Raw genomic sequence first — 7545 nt, forward strand, 5'->3', positions numbered from 1 at the left:
TGAAGATTGAAAAAAATGCAGATGCCCAACTTGGCAGGTCATTTGAATTTGCCCTTCCCAAAGAATGGAACAGACAGGAACAAATTCAATATACAACTGACTATATTCAAAAAACTTTTGTAGATAGAGGAATGTGTGCTGATTGGAGTATCCACGATAAAGGGGATGGCAACCCCCATGTCCATCTGCTTCTGACTATGCGTCCTTTTAACCCGGATCATTCTTGGGGAAAGAAAGAAGTCAAGGATTGGGATTTTGTCAGAGATAAAAACGGAAATATCGTGATTGATGAATCCCATCCGAACTGGTGGCAGGATAAGAAAAACCCTGACCGTCATGGAATCCGTATCCCTGTATTAGACGAAAACGGAATTCAGAAGATGGGTGCAAGAAACCGCCTGCAATGGAAACGGGTGCTGACCGATGCTACCGGATGGAACAATCCAAAAAATTGTGAACTGTGGCGGAGTGAATGGGCAAAGGTGTGTAATGAACATCTTCCTTTGCATAATCAGGTCGATCACCGTTCTTATGAAAAACAGGGAAAACTCCAGATTCCTACCATCCATGAAGGCGCTGACGCAAGAAAGATTGAACAAAAGTTTCTTGCCGGGCAGGAAATAAAAGGTTCGTGGAAAGTAGCGGAAAATCAAATCATAAAACAACAAAACACGTTATTGCAAAAGATACTGGACACCTTTGGAAAAGTATCGGGTGCATTATCATTATGGAAGGAGCGATTAAATGACATTAGAAGAAAGCCGGGAAATTATACCCTTAATGGAATCCATGATTGGGCAAATCGAAGAACAGCAGACCTTAATGGCAGAAATGATTCTGGAAATGCAGAACCGGGACACCCAACTCTCTCTTATGCAGGAACAGAATCAGAAATTGCAAAAATTAAACAGCGAGTTATCCGAGCTGCTCAACATTTTGCCAAATACCGAGGAACTGCTTTCCAAGATGGAAGAACAGAAAACGAAGATAGAACTTTTGGAAAACGAAAATCAGTAATGGCAGAAATTGGCACAGACTCTGAACAGCGAAAACAGTTTATTGCTGAAACAGAACACCGAATTGCTGAACTGGAACAGCAAATAAGGAAAGGACGTGATATAGATGAACGAATCCAGAGAATCAAAGAACGCCGAACAGTTGGAAGAACTTCTGCTCTTGACCGAGGAGATACAAGAAGAACTAGAACAGAAAGAACAGCTTATCGTGGAACTGAAGACGCAGCTCAGCGAATCTCTGACCTTGAACGAGAAATTAAACAAAGAGAACAGAGCCGGGAATATTCAAGCATTAAAGAACGACTTGAAGCTGGCAGACAGAGCATTGCAGATCGAGAAAGAGAAGCTGCGAAGCGCAAACGTCATGATCGGGGAATGTCAAGATAAAATACGATGCTTAACACAACAACGGGATTATGCCCGGACACATCAGAAAATCGTAGAGATACCGGTAGAAAAGCCGGTACTCTATGAAAAATGTGAAGCCTGTGACCGGACAGACTATCAGAATGCAAAAGCAAAATACGAAACACAAAAAGAGCGACTTGCAGGACAATATAAAGCAAAAACGGTAATGTTCCAAACAACCTTGTTCCTTCTTGCATGGTATTCGCTGACAACCACTCTTTTTCAGGCAGTACAGTCAGATGTGCTCCTTTCCGATTGTAAATCATTCTTCCATGATGCAGCGTCATTCATACAAACTTTTATCGGATGGACGATTGATGCTGGGCAATCTGTGGCACAGATCAGTACAAAAATTCCCAATGCGTTTATAGCCGGAATCATATATTGGTTATTGCTGATATTAGTTGTTGGAATATACGTAGCAGGAACAGGGATACTTGCGATACTGATAGAAATAAAGATTATAGAATTATATAAGAAAAACTGTTGGGATGTTATTACTCTACTAATGATACTGACAAGTGCTGTTGTCATCATTTATTTTGGAGAATCAATCAAAAAAGTAATGCCCATAAATCTTTTGTTTCTTTTATTATTTATACAGGGAATATATCTTGGAATCCGGTGTTATCTGAACACTCTTTACTGGACAAACCGATAAAAGAAAGGGCGGCAGTATTTTACTGTCGCCCTCTGGTTACTTATAAAGATTGGGTATTCTCTCTAATTCTATTGCTATATCCAATGATACTAACCACTAAAGAAATTCTAAAAATCCTGATTATAAATCTATCTTCTAATCTCACTTATGATATTCTCTTTTCCCATCTTCCAAGCCGGAAACATTACTGCCACTACTGCAATCACTACATTCAGCACCATAATTCCATTCAGAACCAGATTCGGAATATTAGTAGTATAATGTAAAAACTGCAGCACATGAGCCAGATAATAATTCATCACTCTGCGAAGAACTCTGTTATAAATAAGATAGATAAATACATCCGCCAACAATCCATACAGAATACCTGTCTGTAAAATCATCTTGTAAAATCCGCCGTCCGTAATCCCTATTGCTCTGATAATCCCGTACTCTCTTCTTCTGGTCAGAATCGTATGACTCATGCTGTTTACGATATGGAACAGGCTGATAATCAGCAGAATCACTGCAATACTGGAAAAGAAGATCTGCTGCTGTCCAAGATAACCTTTCTGTGTTGCAATTGCGGTCGTATAATCCTGCAATACTGCCTTGGGAACATCTCGGATTACTTGTAATAACTGATTGCTCACGATCTTTGCATCCGCACTATCAGCCGGCGATGCATTGATAAAACTATAATCTGTAATTCCAAAGTTTTCTTCCATCTGTTCGCCTGTCATAATCACACTCTGCGCATTTTTCCAGACTTCTGTATTCAGAAAATCTTTCTCCTGCGCCAACGGTCTGTTTACGATTGCCGCAATCTCAAACTCTTTTTCAATATAGTTTTCTTCGCCACTTTGGAATTTTAACAGTTCATCTGTATAGTTTTCTGTCTTTGGTACTCGAAGAGTAATGGTATCGCCCGGCTTCTTTCCATAAAAAAAGTAATTTCCCTGACCGTCCATATTCGCCGTCACAATCACTTGATTATTATTCTTTATTGTTTCCGGCTGAATCTCTCCCTCCAGAATAAAATCCCGAAGCTGTTCTATCATCGCTTCATCGTAACCGTACACATTATATTTAATCCGATAATTTCCATCTTCCTGCTGCTTACAGATCCCATCATATCTCTGGATATAATACGGCTCCTGATTTTGATATTTGAAATAGTCACTCCATTCTTCTTCTGACAAAAATTCGTTTTTGGAAATCTGTAATTCCCCCATCGTATACTTTGTCGCATATACATTCTCTGTTTCCGGCATGTTTTTAATCTTATCTGCTACCGCCTCCGGAATCGTATCCTTCAGCGAGTCAGATTTTAAAGAAATACGGTACTCAGAACCAAGCCCATCATCCGATATCAGCGAAAGTTCTGCGTGAACCTTCAAATTTTCTACCATATAGGTGGTACATAAGAAAATGCAACCGCCGATAGACAAGGATAATAAAATCCCTATTACCTTTCGTTTATTGGCAAACATGAATTTCCGCACCACTACATTTGCCATATTAACATTTCGCATAGCGTATATTTTTCTTCTTTTTACAAAAGAAGTATCTCCACTCATCACAGTTTTCAGCGAATCTTTCCGCATGGAACGAACCACGAGAAAGGCAACGAGTGCTAACGAAATCAGTAGAAATACAAAACCAAACACAACAGCTTCCTTTGAAACAAAAAACTCTACTGTATTTTCTCCTTCTGCTAACGTATGGTCCGCAACAGAAAGACCATTCCCTGCTCCACTGATTCCTTTTCCACCAAATACACCGCTAAATTTCTGATACATAAGGCTTAAAACACCATTTCCTAAAAGACATCCTAACGGATATCCAATGAAAAATAACGTCCAAAGTTCCAAAAGTAAGGTGCCACCAATCTGCGCTTCACTGATACCTAATGTCTGTAATATTCCGTACTCAGAAGTTCTCTTCGATACAGAAATACTGAATACGCTGTAAACTACGAAAAGACTGAACAGACATAACAGGAAAATCATTCCGTTGTAAGCCAGATTGTAGTCGCTCTGCAATTTCAAAACGATATAAGTGAAGTTTCCTTCTTCTTCAAACAGACCAAATTTCACGATTTCAGAAATGCTGCTTGGTGCTTCTCCGCCAAGATACTGTATTACTTCATCATTTTCTGCTACCGATTCAGAAGATAATTTATGTTCCTGTAAAAAAGCATCCAACTGTTTATATAACTTCTCATCTTCATTAAAACTGAGATATAAAAACGTCTGGCTTCCTCGACCTTTAAAAGAATCACTTACAAAAACTTCCATTTCACTGGAACTTGCCGCCCATTCGCTTTTCAGAACACCAGTAACAATATACTCTTTTTCACCAATGCGAAGGGAATCTCCTAAATTCCCTGAAAATCCAAGATTACTAAGCACAAATCCATCCGCTGCAATTTCATTTTCTTTCTCAGGGAATGTTCCTTCCAACAAGTCTCTGTGTGCCATTTGACGATAAGTTTCATCGGCATGGATAAAACAGATCATAAATTCTTCTGCCACAACGTCACGGATTTCCATTTTTCCACACTGTTCCAGCGTATATCCTTTTCCTTTCTCACCGCTTTCTACAGAATTAAAAAGTTCCTTATCCGTTTCAATATAATAATGCCAGTCTCCGTAAATAGTTTTGCTGTTCGCCAGATCACTTTTCTGACTGCTGTAAATCAAAGAAGAAATCCCGGAAAGCAATGATGCTGTTAATAAAATACTCGCAAAAATTGCAAATGTCTGGCTCTTGTAATACCGCATATATTTCCATGCCAGCTTTAACATACGACATCACCGCCTTTTGCCGGAAATCTTCTCTTTCCTGTAACAATCTGACCATCTTCAATATGAATTACTCTGTCGCAAGTCTGTGCAATGGCTTCATTATGCGTTACCATGAGAATCGTCTGATTGTACTTACGACAACTCGTTTTTAATAACCCCATAACCTCAATGGTTGTGGCTGAGTCCAAATTACCTGTCGGTTCATCGCAAAGCAGGATACTCGGTTTATTTGCCAAAGCTCTGGCGATTGCAACTCTTTGCTGCTGACCGCCGGATAATTCGTTTGGATATTTCTTGCGTTTCTCCCAAATGCCCAGTTCCCGCAACAATTCTTCGATATATTTGCGGTTAATATGTTTTCCACAGTCAAATGTAACCGGCAATGCCACGTTATCATACACATTCAACACAGGCATTAAACTATAATTCTGGAATACAAACCCTATATTTCTTCTACGGAAAATCGTCAGTTCTTTTCTTGAAAGAGAACCAATCTCTTTATTCTTTATAAAAATCTGTCCACTTGTCGGATTATCCAGACCACCGATTAAATTAAGACAAGTAGATTTGCCTGAACCAGATGTGCCTACAATGGCAACAAACTCGCCTTCTTCTACTTTTAGATTGATATTCCGTAGTGCCTTTACCTGATTATCTTTTTCTCCATATATTTTCTCAACATTTCGTAATTCTAAAATACTCATCCGTCATCACTCCTCTTTTCTTGATACATCCAGTATAACTGCCGTATCTTGCAATTTCTTTACAAACGGATGATTAGTTCTTACAGTTTTGTAAGAACACAGAAAAACAGCTTCCCTTTCCATACTCGGAATCTACCGTCATATATCCTTTTTCTTTTTCCAAAATCAGATTAGAAAGATACAAACCAATCCCAGAACCTTCCATATTCTCAACTTCTGGGCTTCTATAAAATCGTTTGAATATATCGGTCATTTCCTCCTGCCGGATACCACGCCCATTATCTGCAATCTGAATCTCTGTGTATAAATCATAACTTTTTACACAAATGGAAATAGTTCCTCCTCTATCGGTGTACTTAACAGCATTTTCCAACAAATTTACAAATACTTCTGCTGTCCATTTTCGATTATGATACAGTAATCTGTCCTCAAATGGTTCCAATGTAAAGTTGATTTCCTTTTTTTCCAGTTTCTCATAAAGCGTATCTACTGCGTCTAAAATCGTCTGCTTGATCCCTATTGCTTTTCCTTCAAAGCCATCAATATTTTGCTCCAATTTTACCATCTTCGATAAAGACTCCACAATCCAACTCAGCTTGTCAATCTGTCGTTGCATTTTTTCAGAAAACAATGTTTTCCGTTCTGATGTAATTTCCTCTTTACTTAAGATTTCTGCATAGAGAGAAATATTCGCTAAGGGCGTTTTTAATTGATGAGACATATTAGATACCAGACTTTTCACCTGCTCTTTTTCTTGTTCGGCACTATTCACGTGATTATCAAGCACTTCCTGTATCTGCTTGATTTTACTGACAAGGGCAGAATATTCTCCTTCTTCCACATCAGAAGCTGCAATCATTTCCCGATTTAACACACTGTCCAGCAAACGGTCAATCAGGCGATATGTTTTTCTTTTTTGATATATGCTATATCCAATCGACAAACACAAAAGCACTGCTAAAAGTATCGTAATCCACATCTCTTTATTCCTTCCAGATATATCCGATTCCATGAACTGTTTGAATCCATTTTGGTTTCGATACATCATCCTCTATCTTTGTACGAAGCCTGCTGATATTCACAGACACCGTATTGTTATCTACATATTTTCCATCACTATCCCATATCTTCTCTAAAATCTGCTCCTTAGAAAGGATATGATTCTTATTTTCAATCAAATACACCAACAGACGGTATTCCAATTTGCTAAGAGAGATTTCTGAACCTCTTTTATATACTTTACAAGTACTCTGGTCTATGCTTAATGAACCTGTAACAATCTTTGTACTTTCAGATTTTTCTTGAAGTATCCGCTTCATTCTTGCTTTTAATACACCCAGAGAAAATGGTTTTGACAAGTAATCATTTACCCCTAATTCTAAAGCCTTTATCTCATCCATTTCTGTATCACGAGCAGTCAGCATAATGATTGGGATATTGCTGTAGCTACGAACTTCTTTACAGAGTTCAAAGCCCGTTCCGTCCGGCAGGTTACAATCCAAAAATACAATATCATAACCACCGTTTGCGATTTCTTGTAAACCATCCTTTTTTGTCCCTGTCTCTGTCACATCATATCCATCACCAGAAAAGGAGAAGGAAAGTCCCTCTCTCAAATCAACATCATCTTCAACTATTAGAATTTTATATTTTTCCATCATGTATTTCCTTTATTGCTTCATATCAAATTACTGCTTTTTACTTCATATTTCATTATACAGTAACCACCCTCGTTGTAAAGCAAAAAGCAAGCCATTTCAGACTTGCTTTCCACCATACAGTTTTAAAAATTAAACTCTATTGTAAAATGCGTATTAGCAATCATCTTGCATCTTAAGAACCCTCAAGAAATGAGATAGATCTACAACAATATTTCACTTCTTGCTTAATAAAGTTCTAATGAATCTTCTGCATCCACCCACATCTGTAAATTGCCATCAAGATATAATCTTGCATATTCCAAAGGC

Annotated in this window: 6 protein-coding genes and 1 pseudogene; 2 read left to right on the forward strand and 5 right to left on the reverse strand. The window is 38.3% G+C overall.

The genetic code is table 11. The features are described 5' to 3' along the window. Both LJE09_RS16375 and LJE09_RS16380 read left to right on the forward strand, forming a co-directional pair. Positions 1-1403, forward strand: a 1403-nt coding sequence (locus tag LJE09_RS16375) for a MobA/MobL family protein (protein WP_227311559.1), incomplete at its 5' end; no start/stop codon positions are given. After that, positions 1381-2085 carry a DUF6040 family protein gene (locus tag LJE09_RS16380; protein ID WP_044952226.1) on the forward strand — a complete coding sequence of 235 codons (705 nt, stop codon included), beginning with the start codon at positions 1381-1383 and terminating at the stop codon, positions 2083-2085. The genes LJE09_RS16375 and LJE09_RS16380, both read left to right, overlap by 23 nt. Before the next feature lie 128 nt (positions 2086-2213). Here the strand turns inward: LJE09_RS16380 and LJE09_RS16385 are convergent, their stop codons facing one another. From LJE09_RS16385 to LJE09_RS16405, 5 genes and pseudogenes are all read right to left on the reverse strand, one after another. Further along, complete coding sequence (locus LJE09_RS16385; protein ID WP_008707471.1) at positions 2214-4874, reverse strand: ABC transporter permease; 2661 nt, start codon at positions 4872-4874, stop codon at positions 2214-2216. Next, entirely contained in the window at positions 4868-5578 is a 711-nt protein-coding gene (locus tag LJE09_RS16390; protein WP_008707470.1) for an ABC transporter ATP-binding protein, read from the reverse strand. Before LJE09_RS16390 ends, LJE09_RS16385 begins: the two co-directional genes overlap by 7 nt. 73 nt (positions 5579-5651) lie before the next feature. Further along, positions 5652-6557 carry a sensor histidine kinase gene (locus tag LJE09_RS16395; protein ID WP_055066700.1) on the reverse strand — a complete coding sequence of 302 codons (906 nt, stop codon included), beginning with the start codon at positions 6555-6557 and terminating at the stop codon, positions 5652-5654. Between the two features lie 4 nt (positions 6558-6561). After that, complete coding sequence (locus tag LJE09_RS16400) at positions 6562-7236, reverse strand: response regulator transcription factor (RefSeq protein ID WP_008707461.1); 675 nt, start codon at positions 7234-7236, stop codon at positions 6562-6564. Between the two features lie 227 nt (positions 7237-7463). After that, positions 7464-7545 (reverse strand): annotated as a pseudogene (locus tag LJE09_RS16405) (DUF6061 family protein); the annotation flags it as partial.

This window comes from Blautia sp. DFI.3.45, from assembly GCF_020593505.1.
Taxonomy (GTDB): domain Bacteria; phylum Bacillota; class Clostridia; order Lachnospirales; family Lachnospiraceae; genus Blautia_A; species Blautia_A wexlerae.

Bases quoted from the DNA above. Each gene is read 5' to 3' on its own strand.
- LJE09_RS16385 (WP_008707471.1), bottom strand. From the start codon at position 4,874: ATGTTAAAGCTGGCATGGAAATATATGCGGTATTACAAGAGCCAGACA.
- LJE09_RS16390 (WP_008707470.1), bottom strand. From the start codon at position 5,578: ATGAGTATTTTAGAATTACGAAATGTTGAGAAAATATATGGAGAAAAA.
- LJE09_RS16395 (WP_055066700.1), bottom strand. From the start codon at position 6,557: ATGTGGATTACGATACTTTTAGCAGTGCTTTTGTGTTTGTCGATTGGA.
- LJE09_RS16400 (WP_008707461.1), bottom strand. From the start codon at position 7,236: ATGGAAAAATATAAAATTCTAATAGTTGAAGATGATGTTGATTTGAGA.
- LJE09_RS16380 (WP_044952226.1), top strand. From the start codon at position 1,381: ATGATCGGGGAATGTCAAGATAAAATACGATGCTTAACACAACAACGG.